Source organism: Paenibacillus sp. JNUCC 34, from assembly GCF_058269055.1.
The window spans coordinates 3,598,853-3,619,607 of sequence record NZ_CM177770.1; the positions used below are offsets into that span (position 1 = coordinate 3,598,853).

Genomic DNA, 20,755 nt, shown 5'->3' on the forward strand with positions numbered 1-20,755 from the left:
AATGCTATAATAGCAGCAAAAATGAGTGCATATTTACAAAATCACAATGTATCGAAGGGTGGAATAAGAAAATGAGTAAAAAATTGAAAATTGCAATAATCGGATCAGGCAGCACGTACACCCCGGAACTGATTGAAGGTATGATTAAGCGTAAAGATGTATTACCGATAGATGAACTCGTACTTATGGATATTGATGCAAGGAAACTGGAAACGGTAGGCAAGCTTTGTGAACGAATGATTCAGGCGGAGCAGATTCCTTGCCGGGTCATCATGACACAGGACTTGGATGAGGCACTGCTGGATGCAGACTTTGTGCTTGGACAGATCCGTGTTGGCAAACTGCCGGCCAGAGTGCTGGATGAGACCATTCCTCTGAAATATGGATTGATCGGACAGGAAACATGCGGTATTGGCGGATTTTTCAAAGCGATGCGCACGATACCAGTCATGCTTCATATTACAGAACGGATGAAAGAGCTGTGCCCTGATGCGTGGCTAATCAATTTCTCTAACCCAGCCGGAATTATTACAGAAGCTCTGCTCAATCACTCCGAGGTAAAAATGCTGGGACTCTGCAATGTGCCATTCAACATGTTTAAGAGTATCCGCGAAACATTAAAGCTGAACCAGCCAAATTTTACTTATGTAGGACTTAATCATCTAAGCTGGATTACAGCCATAGAACAAGATGGAACAGACTATTTGAAATCCGCACTTGATATGGGTCTAAACAGTGAAGCGATGAAAAACATACCTTCCAGCGGATTCAGCAAAGAGCTTGTCCAGATGGTTGGGGCCATCCCTTCTTCCTATCTGGAGTATTACTACTTCAAGGAGAAGAAATATAAACTTCTTAAAGAGAGCGAAATTACACGAGGCGAAAAATGTATGCAGATTGAGGAAGAGCTGCTGGGCATTTATTCCGATTCCGAATTGCATAGTAAACCAGAACTTCTATCCTCACGTGGAGGTGCGAACTATTCCGAAGTAGCGATCAGCTTAGTGGATGCCATCTATAACGATAAGCAAGAGGTTCATGTCGTAAACCTGCTAAATAACGGCGCTTTGGATTTCATGAAAGACTCCGATGCTGTTGAAATGTGTGCGGTTATTGGCAAAGATGGCGCGAAACCGATCCCTGTGCCTGATTTCAGCAATGAACATATTATCGACTATATGAGAATGGTAAAAGCTTATGAGCGTGAGACTGTTGCTGCAGCGGTGAGCGGTAGCGAAGATGCCGCTATGCGCGCACTGCTGATGAATCCACTCGTTGGTGATTATGACGCTGCATTTAACTGTTTTCAAGAACTGAAAGAAGCGCATAAGGAATATCTCCCGCAATTTTATACGAAAGAAAAGATGTCGTAATGAACAAAAAATACATTATTGGCGTTGATGGCGGAAACAGCAAGACGGACTACTTTTTGTTTGATCTTCAAGGAAACTTTGTGGATCATGTCAACACTGGAACATGCAGTCATGAACAGTTCCCTGACGCTTATATTAGTTCGTTCCGGATCATGAATGAGAATATTCAGCAACTGCTGAATCGGAATCATTTATCCATGGATCACATTGCAGCAGGCGCATTTGGTTTGGCCGGGGCAGACGTTCCCACACAGAAGGACAATTTAAATAAAGTAATAGAACAAATCGGATTCACTCATTATGCCATGGACAATGACTCTTTTCTAGGCGTAAAAGCCGGCAGTGAAAAAGGCTTCGGCATATGCTCCATCAATGGCTCAGGCACAGTTACCGGTGGTATTTCTCCAAGCGGCAACCGCCTGCAGGTCGGAGGCGTTGGCAGTGAGTTGTCGGGTGATGAAGCTGGAGGATATTTCTTAGCAAGAAAGGTGCTTCGTACGGTATACGATTCCTTTTACCGCATGGGACCGAAGACCTCAATGACTGAACCTGTCATGAGCCTGCTTCAAATACCGGGTAAAGAATACTTTATTGAGTACGCCATGGATGGAGTCTTGAAGCGGACCCTGCCGAATACCAAGCTGATGCAAATCATGTTCTCAGCGGCAGATCATGGAGATCAGGCTGCGCTTGATATCATCGATCATACCGCCAGACAGCTGGCGCATTCGACAGTAGGTTGTATGCACAATCTGGATTTCGATAGAGACGTTGATATCGTGCTGGCCGGCTCCGTTTGGGTTAAAGCGGAAAGCCCTCTGCTGCTCAAGAAGTACAAAAGCTATGTGGCCACATTAACTGAGCATCAATGCAACTATATTCTTTTGCAGGTCCCGCCTGCAACCGGTGCTGTATTATGGGCTATGGAACTTGCATATGGACACCCTGTTGATAAAGATACCCGAGCACGAATCATTGAATCGGTAGAAAATATTCATAAGAAGGACCCTTCACCAGCGTGAAATAAAATTATTAACAATATGGAAATGTCCCCTTGGGCTTAGATTCATACAATCCAAAAACAAAAGACGGTTTCTTTGGGTGATCTCCCATAGAAACCGTCTTTTTCCTTCATCAGAGAACGAATCATAACGAACCATAAAAAATCTCCTCGTATACTGAACTTTTCTCATTGAAGAAACAGTTCAGGTATGTAATCAGTATGATATTGCCTGTCCCCGTAAATCTTCACACTCTATCTTAAATTCCTTCTCCTCCATGGAAGAACCCAACTGTGGGTAATCATACAACATCCCTTCATAGACAGTTTCAAATGCCGGATGTATGAGGAAATCATTAGGTGTGATCAAGGCAGAAGGCCTGTTCCATAAGTCAAGTTCGATCCCTCTTAATGCTTCCGCCACGAACTGTGAACAAAAGTAAGCGTTTTTAGGCGCGAAGTTGATTTTCATAGTGAGGAAGAGTAATCCTATAAGATTGTATTTATACGCTTCTTTATTTCGTTTAAAGTATTGAATTAACCGCTTCAATTCTATACGTTGCTTAGCAGATACATTTAACCGCAGCACTACGCATCGAGTCTCTGGGAAATAGCGGTATACCCCTTCATAGATATCTTCTTCCACAAACCCTGCAGACCAAGGATTAGTAGCACACTTTCGCCCAAAGCTGTATACCTCTCGAAGACCCTTGTCTAGAGCCAACGAAGCATGATTATAAGGCGCTGAAGTATATCTCTTGATCATACTCGTGAACATCGTACCGGTATCGGTCAATAGAACATATATATTATCTTGATGAATCATTTTCAATCCCCCAACTCAATTAAATACCATATCATTATTTTATTCGGGACACATCACTTCCAAAACCGACCGTAGGACAGTATTGAAACTGGACTTAAGTCTTGTTCTATGAATATTTCTGTGGGTCAGATCTCGAAAAATGTAGATACATAATGACAATTGTCGTATACAATAGTTGATAGGGTTTAAAATACATTTATTAGGAGTATATATTTGATTCATCCAAATGCTGTGCTTCACGAAATGCATAATCATATCTATCATAGCGCAGCTATTGGCACAGATCCGCAGCATATAACACCCGATATGATACCGACATATTTAACGATCGGTGATCATAACTTGATTATGTCATATTTCTGAATATGTTATGAATACGCTTAACTTTCTGAACAAATCAACCAGAACATTGTGCAGACGAGCGAAGTGATTCCATTACATGTTGTAAAGGGGACTGGAATGAACAAGGTGTCGGCAAAGGCAAAGATCGAGAACCTGTTTAAGAAAATCGTACATAAAGATCCGCGAATTCACAATGCCTATTTTCTGGCCCATTCAGAAAAACTTGGGATTCACCTGAACCTGGCTGAAGGATTTACCGGCAGCATGCCTGCAAATGGTCAGCAACGTTATTTCATCGCCAGCATAAGTAAACTTTTCACCTCCGTATTATTCGCTCTATTCGTAGAACAGCAGAAGCTATCTTATGACGACTCCATCCATTTATATCTCGAACAAGACCTCTTGAACAAACTCCATGTATACAAAGGCAAAGATTACTCTCAAGATATTCGTATCAGCCATTTACTAGGCCACACATCCGGATTGCATGATTTTTTCGAAGACAAACCGAAGCAAGGAAAATCCATGATGGAATTAATCACTGGAGACCCCTCCCGATTATGGACTCCTCAGGAGGTCATTATCTGGTCCAAAAACAATTTAAAATCATACTTCCCGCCGGGACAGGGCTTTCACTATTCGGACACCGGATACCATCTTTTAGGACTTATTGCCGAAAATATAACAGGAAAACCACTCCATCAAATATATGAAGAATATTTCTTCAAACCTTTAGGGATGAATCATTCACATATGGTTCATTATTCTGAGCCATTAGTTCAGAGCGAGTACCCCGTTGCCGATATCTACGTTGGCAAGGTGATATTAAATAATTACCGAAGTCTTAGCATAGAATTTGCAGGCGGCGGTATTATTTCTACTTCCGATGACCTGTTGAAATTTATGAAAGCGCTAGTCCGTAACGAGATCATTAGTGCTGAATCTTTTGAACAGATGAAGGTATGGTCCAAGTTTGCGATGGGGATAGACTACGGATACGGACTGGTCAAATTCCGGACGATCCCCCTCCTTATGCCACCTAAATATAACATCTGGGGAAACTTTGGATCTACGGGATCACTTTTATTCTATCAGCCGGATATGGATCTGTATCTCATAGGCACACTCAATCAATTTAGAACGACACAAAAGGCCATTAGATTCATGTTCAAAACCATTGATTATCTGTCGAAAAATAAATAATTACTGCACTTGCCAAAATCTACGGTACTTAAATGTGAAACTGTGAAGTATTGATTCCTTTTGTAAAAGAAGTACGGCCAACCACTCAAGCTATCCGCCCGTTTCGGACTATAGATCCGCTATTTATGACAATAAGTGGCTATTGATGCAGCCCGAGGACACAGATTCCGCTATCGGGTCAAATCATGTACAAATGAACACGATTATAAGCAAATAATGGATCTCCTGTCCTCTCTCTTTCTTGAATGAGGCAAAAATCAGTAAATAGTGGAACGTCAGTCCGCAATGGGTTAAGTACGCATGTGGTCAACCACCGGCACCGGCTCGCATCGCCGCACTGCGCTTCTGGAAGCTGCCCGCGCTCAATAATTTAGAGCAATTTCCTGACACTTTTATTAAGCACTATTTTAATGTTATAAGTTCTGGCCCAATCGGTTAAAGCTTTGATAGCTGCATCCTCCTGCTCTATAAATCGAAAACAAAGATCAACAGGATTGCTTCTCTTACCCGCAGGTACAATGCCGATAATCGGTTTGAAGTACCCCTGTACTCTAATTTCCTTGATATCTGAAGCCTTGAGTTCCTTGCCCCTAACAGTCAATAATTCTGGACTTATATGCGTGGTAAAAGGCTCCATTAACATTCTTCGAATAATGAGGATTATAAGAAGAAGGTAGATGCTGATTATAACTACATTTGTCCAGAAAAAAAAACATCTAACGGATCGTCTCTATCGATTTTTCTCATAAACAACAAATAAAATTGAATTGCCATTAATAAGAACATGCTTATGAACATTCCAACTCCTGATGGGTTCTTCGCTTTAAAAATACGTTCTATATTCATCAACTCCTATGCTCCGATGTTCTGACCGTTCAGGTGACCATCATGATAAAAAGCTTCTATCAAAACGTAATTATTAGAGCCATCTCACTACACGTTTATGTGTTACGACTTTAATGTTGTGTCTGCTAGCCCATTCCCTTAACTCCTTGATGGCTGCATCCTCCTGCTCTATAAATCGAAAACAGAAATCCATAGGGGTAATTCTCTTACCTACAGGTATAATACCGATAAGCGGACTGAAGTACCCTTCTACTCTGATCTCCTTGATGTCCGAAGGCTTAAGCTCCCTACTTTTTACTTTTAACGATTCTGGATTAATTTGCATAGTAAACGGCTTTATAAACATTCTTATAATGGAAAATATCAAAATAGCAAAGTAACAAATGATCAAGAATATTCCAAAATAATTCATAAAAACAGCAAAATTATTTCTATAGGTTCTTTCAATAAGGTATAGTCGGGAATTTGAGCCAATTAATATTACCATAAATATCATCATCAAAACTCCTGAAGGATACTTCACCTTAAAAATGCGTTCTATGTTTCTCAACTCCTTTACTTCAATGATCGTCCTTTCCGGTGATCATCTTGATTTAGAGCACCTTATATCATTAGAACACCACATCCACTACTATTGTTGGCTAGCCAAACAAAATATCCACGCCTATTCCAAGCTTCCCAATGTATTCATCATACCACTAGTTCCATAAAATAGAAGAAAATTCATCAATCGTCTCCTTGTCCATTTCTGCAATAAAAATAAAAAAGCCAAACAACAGGCTGGGAGCAAACGTCCTTCCTAACCAGCCATTTGGCGAGTTACATTTAAATTAAAGATCAGGCAATCCTCAATAGACAGCCTACTTCAACTCATGCTTCAATGCAGTCTGATTCAGCCGTTCCATAACCGCTCTTAAAGTTACGGCAATCCCTTTAATATTTCCTTTATCCTCTCCGAGATCACCTTCATCAAATAGAGCCGCCAGCAGATTAGCTCCGGTTGCATTCCAACCAGTCACAAGCATACCCGGCATCCGATCTAGCGCATTCCGCTCTTCGGCCTGCTTAACCGATTGCTCGAAGAAATCAAGCGACGCCTCAGGTATGTTCCAGCAGGATGGCCAAACCGTAAATCCTTTGTCCAGAAGATGACCAACCGATGGATAAGCATCCAGCTTATCGTAGTGCCAATCACACAGGATAATATCCTTTGGAATAAGATCCACAGCCGGCCATATGCCATACACATCCCCGTCCCACTGCGTGTATCCCATTCCTTTTGCATCAATTAACCGGTCAGCCCACATCAGCATTTGCACATTACGACGTACAGCCAAATGCTCGTAATATTCATTCGCGGCCTTCGCGAACAATTCTGCTTTGTTACGGCCTGCGCACCTCGGGCAATGATCATCCGCAATGGCAAACACTTCGTCCATGCCGACATGAAGCGCATCCGCTTCAAAGGCTTCGATCAGCTCATCCATCAGGTCGAACACCATCGGATTCACGTCCGGATGAGACGGACACCAACTCGGGCAATAAAAGTCCGGCCATTTGGCATCCTCCGGCACATGTGGTGTCTCATCGAACTGCGGATAAGCGAGCAGCAAGGAATTTCTAGCGCCTCCCCACCCCTGATGGCCGAGGCATTCCAGCAGCGGAATCAGCCTAATGCCATGGGCTTTGCATAAAGTAGATAGATCTCTTGCGTCCTCTCGGGTCAGTGTTCCTCCCGACACCTCGGGATGGGAGCTGAACTGAAAGCCCGTATTGCATTCCAAAATGAGGACATTTACACCCAGTGGAACGAGACCGTCTGTTATCACTCTTTTCAAATTGTCCAGATCATGATGATCACTAAATCTCATATGAAAGCCACGCAATGCCCATTCTTTGTGCATCCTTTAAACCTCCCGTGATCATACTGTTATCCTACGATCCCTGTTCGCTCCACACTTTCAACAAAATATCGTTGTACGAACAGGTATAAAATAATTAGTGGCCCCATCAGCAGCAGTACACCCGTGTTAAGCAGCATGGACTGGAACACCAGGTCCGGCTCATCTCCAAGTGCCATTCCCATATCCATCAGCTGGGTTGAGAGTACTTTCACCTTGCTGAGAAATAAAGATACATAATAACTGTCATTCCACTGCCATACGAACGAGAACAACACAACGGTAACAATTGCAGGAACGGCATTCGGAAGCATAATCCGGTAAAAGGTTTTGAACACCCCCGCACCATCCACTAAGGAAGCCTCTTCAATTTCTTTCGGGATCCCTCGGAAAAATTGTCTAAAAATATAAATATACAGCCCATTTTTGAGACCCATCGCTGTGGCTGAAGAAATCAGAAATGGCCAGAAGGTATCAATTAGATTCAGACTGCTCTTTCCTGTCAGCACCTTAACAACACCAAACAGATCGAAATAACGGTATGTTAGGTACAGCGGAATCATAATCGTCTGCGGTGGCACCACGATCGTAAAGATAACAAGCCCGAACAGCAGACCACTTCCCTTAAATCGAAGACGGGCAAATGCATAAGCTGCCAAGGCGCAGGATGCTAACTGGATCATCGTCGTTCCCGCTGAGATCAGAAATGTATTTAATAGAGATGAAAAATAATCTGTGGCTTCCACAGCGATTTTAATATTTTCAAACGTAAAGTTTTTCGGAATCCACAGTACGGTCGGATCATAGATATCTGCTCTACTGCGGAAAGCTACAGAAAAACGAAGAAATAACGGAAACAATATAATGAAGCAAAATCCGGTCACAAGTACTGTCCGCACCACAATCCACAGCCAATATTTTGACTTCTCCAGAGGATTGAATTTGTACGAGATGAAATTCGCATAAGCGGCTGGCGATTTCATGGCACTACCTCCTCATCAGTCGTAATAGAACACTTTTCTGGATATAATGGCTGTCGATATGCCCAGGATCAGAGCGACCACCAAGAAATAAATCCAGGACATGGCAGCACTTTGACCGAACTCAAATGATTTGAAAGCCGTTTCGGAAATCAATTTATTTATCGTGTTGTGACTGAATGAATCAATGATCGAATAGACGGTGTTCGTTAGAATCAGCGGTGTCATCATCGGGAATGTCACTTTCCAAAAGATTTCGTAACCTGTTGCTCCCTCAATCCGGGAGGACTCATACAATGTTGGAGAGATGGACTGAAGCCCTGCCAGAAAGATCAGAATCTGTACGCCGGATGAACTGATAATTTCGTAGATCCGGTCGACTGCACCGGTGATATAATCAACGAGCACCGGAGCAAGCCCCGATTCGATCAGCATTTTTTCCAGCTCGAAGCTCTGCATTAGCCCGTTCTCTGCTTCACCGCCGCCTCCGACGGGTGTGGAGCTGCCCACAAAACTACTGATATCGAGATTCGCAATTGCTGCAGACGCCAGAATAACCGGCAAGAAAAAGATTGCTCTCGCTAAAACCCGTCCCTTGAATTTCTGATTCAACAGCACGGCCGCAAACAAACTGAAAATAATGATAATTGGCACGTTCACGACCATGTTCGTCACCGATTCGGTTAATTTCCTTGGAAATTCGGGATTGGTCGTGAATAGGCTAGTGTAGTTGACCGTCCCTTGATAGTCGACCGCAAAGCCCCCTTCTACCAGACGGATGGAGCTCAGGCTGAAACGAAATGACTGAATTAGCGGCAAAATAAACAGAAGGATTAAGCCGATAATGAGCGGCGTAACGAATAGCACACCGCACCATGCCTTTTTTTGCGCGAGCGTGATAGGTTTTCTGAGCATTTTATTCACCGCCTTCACCTACCTGATAGCTTTGGGGCTCTATAGTTACACCATCAACAGATACAGCCTCATCGTTGTAATTAATAGTAATTCGCGTTCCATTCTTGAAAGTCGTCCGGATAACACCAGGGAAGAGACGTTCATGACCAATGATCACCTCTGAACGAACGTTTTTTAGTACCTCATCTGTCTCGATGTACAGCGAGACGGCTTCATCAATCCAATCTTTGTAGTTAAGCGCATACAAGTAATCGTAATCGGTTTCCTTCACCGTGGACGATGAGCTGTAAAACCATTGATAATAAACGTTAGAACCTGTTTCAAGGGATTTCAGCATCGACAGACGCGGGTTGTGAACCTCATCCATGTTATACGGCGCTCCCGCCAGATCGAAATATCCATGCAGTGCAATCTGGTAAAAAGGAATGTCTTCATCCGTCAAATTCATCCGGCTGCTTCGGGTTGGTGTATTCACAATGAGGCTCGTATAAGGCAAACTGTACGCGTTTCCCCCATTAACAAGTAGTGAACCAGCTGCCTGTCCCAGCTTCTCCATTTCACCCTGAATGACAGAAACAGCTTCTTGACGGGTCACCGTATGATCCGGATCGAAATCAGAGTTTACCTCATTGCCCATATCCCGCAAGGACAAGCCGGTGTCTGCGAGCTTGGAGTAATCCTTTATAAATCCATTAACCTGCTTAGGAAGTTGAACCGGTGATAAAATATAATGCGAGAAGTTAGACAAATCCTTAACGTACGTCACCGGGTTGTAATCATATTTTTTAGCTATCCCACGGTCCAGAAATTTAGCTGCTCCGGAATCTCCTTTATATTTCTGAAGAAACGCCGCATCCGGATACATGCCGATATCATTTTGTTTCGTATACTCCACCAACTTCCTGAAGCCTTTCTTGCCTCCAAGAACACCCGCCACTTGAATGTCGTCCGGTGAAGAATGACGAATTCCATCATTGAACCAACCCACCAAACGCAGGTCGATATTATGAATCCCAACTTTCTTCAACTGTTCAAGGAGCGAAACCGTTTCGCTAAATGTGGTTAATGATTCCGTGGATTGATAGGGAATGCCAAGAAATGATTCACTCTTTCGAAAAGCACCCGCTACTTCCAATATAAATGGGGATTGATCTGACTTCTTTAACGGCTGAAGATTGTACTTTCCCGTTAAATAGCTCCTGTAATGGGCAGCCATGCCAATATAGTCCGCCGAATCACCTGAGAGAAACGCATACCTCAGTTGCAGGCTCCCTTCATAATTTCTCTTCTGGAACATAGGAACAGAGCTGCTCTTCGTTCCTGAGGTTAAAGTATAGAAATCCATGGACGTCACTTGAAATTTACTGTTGACCGTGTTGTATGAATCATTGCGCCCGCTCACATCCGCATTTATGGAAGCCATAGCTTCGCCGCCCTCAATGATTCCAACAAACGCGTGATCATCTTTTTTCAACCCGAATACTGGCAGGCGAGTAATCTGATTCCTTTGGATTTTATCCTTCACATCAAACGTACCGTCATTTCCGTAAACCGGAAGATTATACGGTTCTGCACCTGGTTTGCTGCTGTTCAGATGGATCAGTGCGCCTGATCCATCTGGAACAAAGATGTATCCGTCTCTGGTCGTATCCGCTGCCCCGAAAAATTTAAGCAGCTGAATGGAAGCGAGCGGATACGCGGCACTGTATTTCAATTCCTCGCCTGGAACCGTTACAATCAAGTGCTCGCCATTCAATCCATATTCCACTGGAACCGTAAATTCAGCATTAGCTTCCACTGCTTCTTCAGTCAGTCCATTCTCCTTATGATCCAAGGCGGTATCCTCTGCCGTGTAACCTGCTTCTTCGAGCAGCGCGGACAGTTCCTCCGCGATGTAATCCTGAAGTTTACGGATCTCGTAGACCTGTCTCTCCTCGTCAAGCCGGAATTTATAAGCTACATCTTCCCGAACAGCCTCGTCTTGAATTTGATCCAGAATTACCGTCTGAAACCGCTCTTGACTGATAATCTTAGGAATATTCCCAAAGCTCTTGGTCACATTTCCGATCTGATATACAACTCTAACTTTGTCTTCTTTCAGCTCAACTTCGAACTGGTTCTTCACGACACTGTCATCATAGCTGTTAAATGTATTAATCTGTCCCTTGTCGTTGTAATAATTGAGTACCACTTGAGCAGACAGCTCCGATTGATATAATGGCGAAGCGAGCGGATCCTCATGCCGGTTCACCGGATTGGAAAACCAGGCAAAGTTGTCTCGCTTGTCTTTTACAGCAATCTCCGCAGTCTGCCGGTTAACATATAATTGAAGAAATTCATTCTCCGCAGCCATCTCCATCTCGCTTAAAGCTTGCAGCTCTTGCGGACTATTGGGGCTTACCTTCTTTACATCATTGATCTTCGCAGCTGTATTCACTTGCCCTGTTTCCTCGGTAACTGCGTCCTCAGAAACTGCTCTAACTTCTTGAGTGGTATTGGCATTACTAGAGTCGATCTGCGCCGCTGCGCTGTCAACTTTCACCGTTCCATTCCATACTGCTCCTGCAACAACACCTGTTATAAGCAGCAAGCATAAGATGCCAACAACCTTTTTGTGTTTTGCGGCCACCGCTCATCCCTCCTTTTTTGCCGGCTACAGCCTGAATGAAATTTCCCTATATATAGAGCCCACAAAGCTGATCATTTGCTGCAGCATGCTAAAAAATAGTACGCCAAGGAAAATAATGATGCCCATGACTACCAAGGTAAGCAGCATGGTGGCTACCGTTTTTCCGGCAGTATATTGGTGGACGGTCATCGTTCCTGTAAACAGGAGCCATAAAGACCATAACAGAGCGATTGCCTCCAACATGTAGTAGAACGAGCTTTCATCTAAAGTGATGAAATTGCTGTATAGCATCTGCGGAATATAGACAATGGCCAAGGGAAGTAGCGCATATGCCGTAGCTATAACGATTTCTTTAAATTTTCCCTCTCCGTCCATAAGCGTAGTCAAAGACCAGTTAGCCACACACCATAGAAGGAATGGCAGCACAATATAACTTAGTTCATTCAGTGTATTCAGCTGATCAGGATGATTAAAGTTAATGACAAAACCGTTGTACTGTCGTTTCATAATTGTTCCGAGCACTAACAGAAAAAGAATGCCCAGGGCTACTTTTATTCTTCCTTTGTTCTCATACTTCATCTCCCAGAATCCATTAAAAGGATGAACCATCGTATAGAATGGATTACGTATAATGCCGAATTCCTGATAGAATTGCCCTTGCGCTTTTCTTCTGCTTAACTTGAAGACAGTCACGATAGCCGCCAGAAACAGTACGATAGCCAGTACAATGGAACCGAAGTTATTCATTACAATTTCTTTCCGATATCTTTTATAAGCTTCCGAATAATACTCCCGGCTATTGCCCAGCTTAAAGTACCCCATTGCTTCACGGTTGCTGCCTTCTTTAAGGAATGATTTACCTATTCCTATATAAGCAACATCATAGTTAGCGTTCATCTGCAACACCTGCTGCCATGCAGCCGTTGCCCTTTCGCTATCTCCGTGATTCAAAGCAATGACAGCCTCTCGGATCTTACTTCCGTAACGCGTAGGCTTGAATACTGAAAGCCGGTTGTTATCTTTGTCCAGTACCAATACACGATCATCAACAACTTCAATGGCTGACGGTGTGCGGAAATTACTCTGCTGACTGCCCAATCCGCCAAAGGTGTACAATAGATTCCCGTCCTTGTCGTACGTAAATATCCGGCCTCGTTTGGAATCCAATGCGCTGAACATGCCTCCCTGATCGGATATAATATCTATAAAAATCGAACTGCCGGGAGGATGGCCTGTCTCCAGATTACCGGTATCTCCTATCGTCGGAAAATAACCTTTACTGCGCAATATATCAACACCGGAAGGATTCAACCGCTTAAGTGGTTTATCGGATTTCTCCTCAGACGTCGAGGTATACATAAAACCGTCGTCATCAAGATCGATATTGTTGAATTCAAGAGGGATAAACTGCTGCATCTGCTGACGCTGCGCTTTGGTCGATATCCGCTTCCAGAACAGATCCATCGGGCTGAACTTCACCCTGTTCGTTCCGATAAAACCAGTAAACGCCCCACCTGCATCAAATTCCATGATGCCTTCATAGGAGCCCCGACTGATGACATACATCCGTTCAGCTTTATCAACGGCCACCTTGATAGGTATATACTGAAACCCTTGCCGAAGCATGCTTGATTCCGGAGCATCAATCACTTGGATATACTCACCTGTTCCATCCAATTCCACAATTCTATGGTTTTCCGTATCCGCTATAAAGATGTGCCCCTTTACATCTGCGAACACGCCTTCAGGTTGATTAAATTCTTCCTTCTTTCCCTCCCGTTCAAACTCTTGTATAACCTTATCTACCTTCATCTGTTTGTTTAATATGACGATCCTGTTGTTTCCGGTATCCGCAATATACAATCGCCCGTCTTGATCTGCGTATAGATCCTGTGGTGATGACAACGGACCAATATTCCAGTCATCACCATATATTACCTTTTGCAAGGTATAGGGATTGGGCGATGGTACCGGATCTCCCCAGTATGAATAGCTGTAGCTATCATCTGCAGAAGCCTGGCCAGGGAGTATCACACCAACCAGGAGCATCACGATCAGGATTGCGGTGATAAATCTAGTCATCTGTAAGCCCCCCTGTTATTCCTTCAGGCCCGATGTGGACATGGTCTGTATTATGCTGCTCTGTGTTACAATAAACACCGTAATCGGTACAAGCATCATCAGGAATGTGACCGCAGCCACCGGCCCCGTTCTTACCAAGCCGCCGTTTGCGATCTGACCGAATACATAATCAACGGTTTTGAGCTGCTCACTGTAAATGTACTTATGGCTCGTAACGGAACCGTTAGTCCAAAGATTTTGTAGAGAAAAAATAATGAGCGTTAACCAAGCCGGTCTTACAATCGGCATGACGATCTGCCAGTAGATCCGATATTCGCTCGCCCCGTCAATCTTCCCCGCTTCCAGAAGTGCATCCGGTATTTGCTCCATGAACTGCTTCATAAGATAAAGACCCAGTGTCATACTAAAAGCCGGTAGGAGAATTGCCCAATACGTATTAATCAGTCCAAGGTACGAGATGATCATATAATTGGGAACCTGTGTAACATAAGCTGTAAACATAAGGGATAACACAACGATGCTGAACAGTATTTTTCTTCCTGGGAAATTAATTTTCGCAAGTGGATAGGCCGCTGCCGATGCAAGAAGGACATGGCCTATAGTGCCGATAATCGCAATAAAAAACGTATTAAACACATATCTGGAGAACGGAACCCACGAATCGCTAAAAATCCCGACCAGGTCTGTAAAGTTTTTAAACGTTGGGTTTCGGACAAATAACTTAGGCGGGAAAGTGAAGATTTCATCCAGCGGCTTAAACGCATTACTGATTGTGAATACGAGCGGTAGCGACATGAAGAAGGCAACACCGCCAAGCAGCAGGAACAACAGCAAGTCCACGCCCCACGACCGGTTCAGTCTTTTCGGCATTTTCAGTACGAGTTTCATGATCTACTCACCCACTTTTCCGAGAAGCTTCTGTGTCATTAGATTCGTCAGAAGCATGATACTGAACAGCACGGTAGCTATAGCTGAAGCGTATCCCATCTCAAACCGGATCGTACCGTAATCAACCAAATGAGTAACAATGGTATGCGCTGCGTAGTCCACACTCGGAAATCCAATCAGATAAATGGAAATCTCGGCTACGGAAAATGCGGATGCGATCTGTATTACGGCCCCGAACATCAGCTGAGGCCTCATGGCCGGAAGCGTGATAAACCACAGCTCCTGCCAGCGGTTTCGAATTCCATCGATGCTTCCCGCTTCATACAACGTACGGTCCACATTTTGCAGGCCGGCGATAAACGCCAGAAACGCTGTGCCTAGGCTCAGCCATAACTGAACCATAATCAAAATGATAAGCACATAGCGTGTATCCTGCAGCCACTGGATCGGCTCCATGATAAAACCCCAATTGATGAGAAAAGAATTCGCATAACCGTACGAATCACTCGCAAATAACAGCTGCCAGACTAAATATGTATTTCCCGCAATCGATGGTGCATACAACACCAACGTCAGAAGTGCTCGAAGTTTCGGTGGCAGCTCATTGATCAGCCAAGCGAACAAAAAGCAGGCAACATAGCTAATTGGCCCAGTAATTGCAGCGAACAGTAACGTATTTTTTAATGCGATGATAAACACATCGTCCTGCACGAACATCCTCGCATAGTTCTGCCAACCGACCCAATTCGGTGTCTCCAACAGGTTGAAGTTTGTAAAGCTAAGCACGAGGGATAACAAGACCGGAGTAACGGTAAATGTACAGAACAGGATAAAATATGGTGCCAAGAGTACGTATGCATGTTTGTTTTGTTTCATTAACCCAATGTTACGCTGCCATTTTTTCCGTAGCATCTGACTGGGTCTGCGCTTGTCAGATGTATGAATCCGTGGAGTGACAGGTTTCTCTGCGATCTGCTGTTTCATTTAGATGGTCCCTCATTTCTCATAGGGAAGATTAAATTCTTTACGTTTCAATGTAATTTCCTCATTCATTATTCGTACATAATTTTCAAGTGTTTCACGCGGGTCTTCCCCTTGAACGACCACCCTGCGGAAAGCATTATCAATATTTCGGCCAGTCAAATATCCGCCTGGAACTTCCGGTATACCCTTTGCCCATTGCATCTGTTCTTCAAGCTTGCGGAAGTCCTTTGTCGGCCAAGGAAGCTGTGATAATGCTTCTTTATTAGCCGTTGGATATCTGGCAGCAGTCCCCATACGGATTTCCATTTGACGGCCGAACGCAACCTGTGTATCTTTTCCGGTCCACCACTTTAAGAATGACCAGGCCGCTTCTTTATCGGATGCATGCTCAAACATCACCGCCGCTGATCCACTGCTGCCTACCTCCCTGTGCAGCGTCCCATCCGGCGACATCGTTCCTGGTACCGGAGCAAATGACCATAATCCTTTTATCTCGGGTGCAAATGCGTTCAGCTTGTTGTACATCGTATAATCCACGATGCCAATCGGCATCTCCCCTGTCCGGAACCGGTTGGCGAAATCCGCCACGATCGGAATTTTATAATTCACGAAAAAATCAGTCCACCGCTTGAACTGCTGGATCGCGTTTTCGGAATCCAATGCGCTCGACATCCCGTTGTCTTTGTAAAATTGTCCGTCGTTTTGATACAAAAACATCGCTAGAGCCGGACTGACTGGCATCGTTGCAATATTGGTCGTGGTCGCTTCGTTCCCTACCGCATCGAGCGGTTTTTGTGGAAGCCCGAATTGCAGATTGTTTTTTTGGAGCACGGGCAGCATTTCATACACATCGTCCCAAGTCTGTGGAACTTTTAACTTCAGCTCATCTTCCAAAATGTCCTTTCTGTAAAAGAGCATCGGGAAGGTCTGGGTTTCAGGCAATGCGTAATATTTACCGTTATACTCATAAGGCACTAAAGCGCTCTCATTAAACAGCTCTTTTACAGTTTCGAAGTCCTCAAACTCCGACAAATCCTGAAGCGCATTTCGACTGGCGTAATTGACCGGAAGATCATTACCGATTTGGAGTGCAACATCCGGCCCTTTCCCCGCAACCGTAGATGGAAGAATCACATCGGCAGCAACGAGCTTGAGATTGACGTGTATGCCTGTCCTTGCGGTAAATTGATCGTCGACCAATTTTTTTATGACCTGGGCTTGGTCACGCGCAGATGTAACCCATACTGAAACGCTCTGTTTATCGGCTTCATCTGTAGAGAAATCATCATAATTCTCATAAAAAGATGCGAAGAAGGCTTCAGTATCCGAGACCAACTTATCCCAAGATCCAGACATCGGCTTAGGAAGTTTGGCATCAGGCGAGCTCACGATCAGGTAATCCAGAGCAAGCGGCTGTTCATTAATGGTCAGCATCCACGAACTGAGGGCGCCAACGTTAGCTTTATAAGCTTCGACTCTTGACGGAACCGTTTCCGGTTTGTCCGCCATATCCTTCAGCTGATAAGCGACAGTCGTAATAATGGACGTTCGATCATCGCTTTTACCGGAAGGACCTTGCATGACCTTGGCGATGCTATACAATCTCTCGCTTGTGTCGCGGAACACCTCTGTCATCTCCGGAAGGCGCTGCTCCAGATTATAATCACGAAATGGATCAGGAACCGTTCCGGTATAACTGATGATTTGACGGTACATGGTGTTCAGCTCCAAGATGGTAGATTCGACAGTCCTGAGGACTGGTGCCAGATCACCTAAGGTTACCTCCATTCGTATGGTGTGCTTTCCTTTAGCGAGATCAAATAAATAGGGCTCCGCATCACTCGAACCAAGCACTTTCATTTGCCAATCTGTGCTGTAAGGAAACGGGACAGATTGAAGCTCCTTAAATGGAAGCTTGCCATCGATATAAATCGTCCGAAGTGCTGACATTCCCCGCAAATAATTTTGCCGATTCTTCAGTGAAATCTGATACAAACCATCCTCTGGCACTTCAAATTCCCATTCAATCCACTGTCCCGGTAGTCTCCACGCCCATCCACCCATAGCGTTATTCCGCAGTTTGGAGACGTGAAACGGCTCAACTGCCGGATTGGAACGGTCATTATACGGAAGCAGGCTTGGCGTTGATTTGTACAAGGTCTCCTCAGCCTGCACCTTAATGAAAACATCTTTGGAAGATTGAATTCCGTCCTGTTTATAAACACTCGCCACTTCGTCGTACGAAGGCGTTGTTTCCCGTTGTGATAATATCAATTGGTCGATGACAAGCGGCTCTCTTACAGATGTTAAGGTCAAGGTGTGCTTGCCTTCCGACAAGTAGAATAAGAACGGCTCTTCATTAAAACCTGCAGCGTCTCTAAAGGCTTCTTTCCTCCACATTTCTGTTTCCAACTGATTCGGAGCAAGATCATTTCCACGATCATCACGATCAAACGTATTTTTTTCGTTTCGCCAAATGCGATTGAATATGAAGCTTCTGGCTTCAGAGAAAGGTACCTTACCATCGATTTCTAATTCACGCTCAATGTCTGAGGATTTGCCCGCCCCGCTGTAATAAATCATCGAGAGGTTATATAGCCCTGCCTCTTCAACCTGAAATTCCCATTCGATGGATCCAGTCTCCTCTGTAAGAACCGATTTCCCCTTCCTGCCCTCATAATTCTCCATTATTCCGGCACTCATCCCGTTAACCTTGCTGTATTCTTCTCCTTCAATGACAATATTCTTTACGTTATAGTTCGCGTTTGTGATCTTGCTTAAATATTCCTCATACCCGCCCGCCTTAAGCGTCCCTCCTATGCCAGTTAGGTCAAGTTCCAACGGCATTTGAGATATAGCATCTGCAGCTTCACGGGTTGCCTCTCCTCTAGAAGAAAAAATCAGGACTGCCGCTATTATCACCAGAAGCAGTAGCAATGCTGCCTTCTTGATCGGTTTCTGCATGGACCCACCCCTTCTCTTTTAGCAGTACCCCTAATCGGATAAGGGATCAGGGGTACGCATCCAGAGTTACTATGCTGATGTTATTTGCTGTCCTGAAGCAGCTTGTTGATATTCGCTTCGAATTGCGGTTTTACTTTATCAACAGCCGTTGCCGGTGAGATCTTACCGGTTGTAATGTCCTCAACTACGCCTTGGAACAACTTCTCTCCGTCCGGAATGGCATAATAAGAAATATAATCAATACTCTCGGCCATCTGACTGCGCGTGTCCAATGACTCTTTATTCGGATATGCCGACTCCCAAGACTGTTTGGAAAGCTTTCTTCCTGTATCGTGCAGGCTGATTTCATCATAAATTTTCACAGCTGCTTCTGGATGTTTGGAGTACTTTGAAACCATAAACATGTTACCGAATGGCGTATAGGACACATGTTTATCAGCCTTTGGACCTTTCGGGAAGAAAACATAGCCGATCTCCTGATTTTTCATGTTCTCTAGCAACCCGCCAAGTTCCCAGCTAAATCCGCCATACAAAACGCCTTTGCCTGCGATGAATTCCTTACTTGCATCATCAGGAATAGGCTGCATGATCGATTTGTCCTTGTTGTACATATCAGAGACCAGCTGTAGCCCCTGAACAGCATTCTCACTGTCGAGCGAGAATTTTATGTTTCCGTCGGCATCCTTGTCTACGGATCCTTTATTCGTGTAGATCAACTGTTCAGTAAAGAAATTGATCTTACCATAAGCACCAGCAACACCATAAACATCTGTTTTTCCATCGCCATTCGTATCTTTCGTAGCTTTCTTGGCAAAATCACGGAAGTTATCCCATGTCCATTCACCTTTCTGCTGCAGCTCATACGGATCTTCCAGACCAAGCTTCTGAACGAGCGTTTTGTTATAGAAAAAACCGTAAGGAGATGGGGAACCATCCGTCATACCATATTGTTTGCCATCAAAAGAACCACCGTTTTTCATCCAATCAATGTATTTGGGATCTTGCAAATCGAGGAAATCGTCAACTGGCTGTATAAAATCTTTATTGACCAGTTGAGGGAAGGCCCAGAACAGCTCAAGCAGCACGATATCTGCAAATGGAGTTCCGGAAAGGGAAGTTGTCGTGAAGTTTTCAACGTACTTATTGTAATCACCAAACTTTACAAATTCGATTTTAGCGTTGTATTTTTTCTCAGTAGCCTCAATTAACTTGATCTGTTCTTCGGCAGCTGGGCTCTTCTCTTCACTCAATCTCGGATCAGCATCATACCATGTTCCGATTTTGATCGTTTCACCCTTCAGATCGATTTTATTGTCTTCTGCTACAGCCGGTTCCGGATCTTTTGCTGCTGTTTCTTCTTTCGGAGTCTCTTTCGCTGGTTCTTCCTGTGCGGTCTTATTGTTATCACCGCCTGTTGTGGTATTTCCTCCTGAGCAACCGGAAATTACAAAGATCAGCAGCATAGCGATGAGCATGATTGGAAGCAATTTGAATTTCTTCACGTGTAAAACCCCCATTTTCTTTGGAAATGATTGATTCTTAATAAGAACTGAATTCCGAATCCCACGAAACAGTGGACACCAAAAAACCGATCCCCTCCTTTAAAATGGATTGTCCTGCAAACTCCAAAAAGAATGCGCTTACAATTCATTCGAAATAAAGTCGGTATATCGGCTGACTGTTATGTATTAGGTATATCTTATACACCACTCTTAGGAGTTATTATAGTTGCCTCATACTTTTTTGTAAATACTGAATATATCTAATTATCATTTCATATGATTAATTATAACTTTTCGTTGTTTAGGTACTTGTGACAACT

At 44.0% G+C, this 20,755-nt stretch carries 16 protein-coding genes; 4 read left to right on the top strand and 12 right to left on the bottom strand.

Annotated elements, in window-relative coordinates; translation table 11 throughout:
• The first annotated feature begins 71 nt into the window (after positions 1 to 71).
• Positions 72 to 1,373 carry a 6-phospho-beta-glucosidase gene (locus tag AC2TF5_RS16800; protein ID WP_491298240.1) on the top strand — a complete coding sequence of 434 codons (1,302 nt, stop codon included), beginning with the start codon at positions 72 to 74 and terminating at the stop codon, positions 1,371 to 1,373.
• Positions 1,373 to 2,395 carry an N-acetylglucosamine kinase gene (locus AC2TF5_RS16805; protein ID WP_491298242.1) on the top strand — a complete coding sequence of 341 codons (1,023 nt, stop codon included), beginning with the start codon at positions 1,373 to 1,375 and terminating at the stop codon, positions 2,393 to 2,395. Before AC2TF5_RS16800 ends, AC2TF5_RS16805 begins: the two co-directional genes overlap by 1 nt.
• Before the next feature lie 195 nt (positions 2,396 to 2,590).
• On the opposite strand, the gene AC2TF5_RS16810 is transcribed toward AC2TF5_RS16805, so the two are convergent.
• A complete protein-coding gene (locus AC2TF5_RS16810) occupies positions 2,591 to 3,199 on the bottom strand; it encodes a hypothetical protein (protein ID WP_491298243.1) in 609 nt (202 codons plus the stop codon).
• 213 nt (positions 3,200 to 3,412) lie between these two features.
• Between AC2TF5_RS16810 and AC2TF5_RS16815 the strand changes: the two genes are divergently transcribed.
• Both AC2TF5_RS16815 and AC2TF5_RS16820 read left to right on the top strand, forming a co-directional pair.
• On the top strand, positions 3,413 to 3,562 hold the full coding sequence (locus tag AC2TF5_RS16815; protein ID WP_491298244.1) for a hypothetical protein: 150 nt from the start codon (positions 3,413 to 3,415) through the stop codon (positions 3,560 to 3,562).
• 96 nt (positions 3,563 to 3,658) lie between these two features.
• Entirely contained in the window at positions 3,659 to 4,744 is a 1,086-nt protein-coding gene (locus AC2TF5_RS16820) for a serine hydrolase domain-containing protein (protein WP_491298245.1), read from the top strand.
• A 370-nt stretch (positions 4,745 to 5,114) separates the two neighbouring features.
• Here the strand turns inward: AC2TF5_RS16820 and AC2TF5_RS16825 are convergent, their stop codons facing one another.
• From AC2TF5_RS16825 to AC2TF5_RS16875, 11 genes are all read right to left on the bottom strand, one after another.
• Positions 5,115 to 5,381: a hypothetical protein gene (locus AC2TF5_RS16825; protein WP_491298246.1), complete on the bottom strand. Its 267-nt coding sequence runs from the start codon at positions 5,379 to 5,381 to the stop codon at positions 5,115 to 5,117.
• A 282-nt stretch (positions 5,382 to 5,663) separates the two neighbouring features.
• Positions 5,664 to 6,089, bottom strand: a complete 426-nt coding sequence (locus AC2TF5_RS16830; protein ID WP_491298247.1) for a hypothetical protein — start codon at positions 6,087 to 6,089, stop codon at positions 5,664 to 5,666.
• 361 nt (positions 6,090 to 6,450) lie between these two features.
• The gene (locus AC2TF5_RS16835; RefSeq protein ID WP_491298248.1) at positions 6,451 to 7,494 is read right to left on the bottom strand and encodes a family 20 glycosylhydrolase; all 1,044 of its coding nucleotides are present in this window, start codon (positions 7,492 to 7,494) and stop codon (positions 6,451 to 6,453) included.
• A gap of 26 nt (positions 7,495 to 7,520) precedes the next feature.
• Positions 7,521 to 8,474, bottom strand: a complete 954-nt coding sequence (locus AC2TF5_RS16840; protein WP_491298249.1) for a carbohydrate ABC transporter permease — start codon at positions 8,472 to 8,474, stop codon at positions 7,521 to 7,523.
• A gap of 15 nt (positions 8,475 to 8,489) precedes the next feature.
• Positions 8,490 to 9,386 carry a carbohydrate ABC transporter permease gene (locus tag AC2TF5_RS16845; protein ID WP_491298250.1) on the bottom strand — a complete coding sequence of 299 codons (897 nt, stop codon included), beginning with the start codon at positions 9,384 to 9,386 and terminating at the stop codon, positions 8,490 to 8,492.
• Between the two features lies 1 nt (position 9,387).
• Positions 9,388 to 12,015 (bottom strand): DUF5696 domain-containing protein, encoded by a 2,628-nt coding sequence (locus tag AC2TF5_RS16850; protein WP_491298252.1) that lies wholly within the window; start codon positions 12,013 to 12,015, stop codon positions 9,388 to 9,390.
• A gap of 24 nt (positions 12,016 to 12,039) precedes the next feature.
• Positions 12,040 to 14,097: a YIP1 family protein gene (locus AC2TF5_RS16855; RefSeq protein WP_491298254.1), complete on the bottom strand. Its 2,058-nt coding sequence runs from the start codon at positions 14,095 to 14,097 to the stop codon at positions 12,040 to 12,042.
• 15 nt (positions 14,098 to 14,112) lie between these two features.
• A complete protein-coding gene (locus AC2TF5_RS16860; RefSeq protein WP_491298255.1) occupies positions 14,113 to 14,985 on the bottom strand; it encodes a carbohydrate ABC transporter permease in 873 nt (290 codons plus the stop codon).
• A gap of 3 nt (positions 14,986 to 14,988) precedes the next feature.
• The gene (locus AC2TF5_RS16865; RefSeq protein ID WP_491302922.1) at positions 14,989 to 15,897 is read right to left on the bottom strand and encodes a carbohydrate ABC transporter permease; all 909 of its coding nucleotides are present in this window, start codon (positions 15,895 to 15,897) and stop codon (positions 14,989 to 14,991) included.
• 84 nt (positions 15,898 to 15,981) lie between these two features.
• On the bottom strand, positions 15,982 to 18,933 hold the full coding sequence (locus tag AC2TF5_RS16870) for an extracellular solute-binding protein (RefSeq protein WP_491298257.1): 2,952 nt from the start codon (positions 18,931 to 18,933) through the stop codon (positions 15,982 to 15,984).
• Between the two features lie 80 nt (positions 18,934 to 19,013).
• Positions 19,014 to 20,435 carry an ABC transporter substrate-binding protein gene (locus tag AC2TF5_RS16875; RefSeq protein ID WP_491298258.1) on the bottom strand — a complete coding sequence of 474 codons (1,422 nt, stop codon included), beginning with the start codon at positions 20,433 to 20,435 and terminating at the stop codon, positions 19,014 to 19,016.
• Between the last annotated feature and the right edge of the window lie 320 nt (positions 20,436 to 20,755).